Origin of the sequence: Pseudomonas sp. 18058, assembly GCF_902706155.1 — a bacterium.
Lineage (GTDB): Bacteria > Pseudomonadota > Gammaproteobacteria > Pseudomonadales > Pseudomonadaceae > Aquipseudomonas > Aquipseudomonas rustica.
The window spans coordinates 1-608 of the sequence record NZ_CACSJY010000125.1; the positions used below are offsets into that span (position 1 = coordinate 1).

Consider the following 608-nt stretch of genomic DNA (forward strand, 5'->3'; position numbering starts at 1 on the left):
GGTCCCATGGGCTCCCGTGCGGGCACCGGCCGGGCGATGCCGCCGACCTTCTGCCCGCATCGTCCTGGATCCGTCGTGCCGCGCGCAGCCGGGTTACCCGGCCTCCTCCGCCCGGAACGCTCGGCCGTCCCTCAGGCCGGCCGTCGTGCCGCGCCGGGCGGCCAGGGCTGCCGGCCAGGTGATCCGGGCGCGGCCTCCGCCTGTGCGCAGACGGGCGAAGGCGGAAGCCCCCCCACCTCGGCCGGGGTCGCCACCACGGGCTCGGCCGGCGCCAGCATGCGCGCCCGGCGCCAGCCGCCCCAGCGGTAGTAGGCCATCGACATCAGCATGGCGCAGAGCGCGCTGGCCGGAAAACTCCACCAGATCGCATCCGTGCCCAGCCAGGGCTGCAGGCCGTAGGCGATCGGCAGGCGGATGCCCCAGAGCGCCAGGCCCAGGATGATGAGCGGAGGCACCACCGCGCCGGTGGAGCGCACCACGCCCGAAAGCACGAAGGTCACGCCGAAGAACAGGAACGACCCCACGGCGATGTGGTTGAGGTGGCGCGCCGCCTCCAGCGATACGCTGCCCGCCGGCAGGAAGAGCGACAGCGCCGTGCGGTCCAGCAC

General features: G+C 74.7%; 1 protein-coding gene. It reads right to left on the reverse strand.

Annotation, left to right across the window (positions count from 1 at the left end; translation table 11 throughout):
* Positions 1 to 131 precede the first annotated feature (131 nt).
* A partial coding sequence (locus GVL50_RS28460) for an MATE family efflux transporter (RefSeq protein WP_256672025.1) occupies positions 132 to 608 on the reverse strand: 477 nt, incomplete at its 5' end.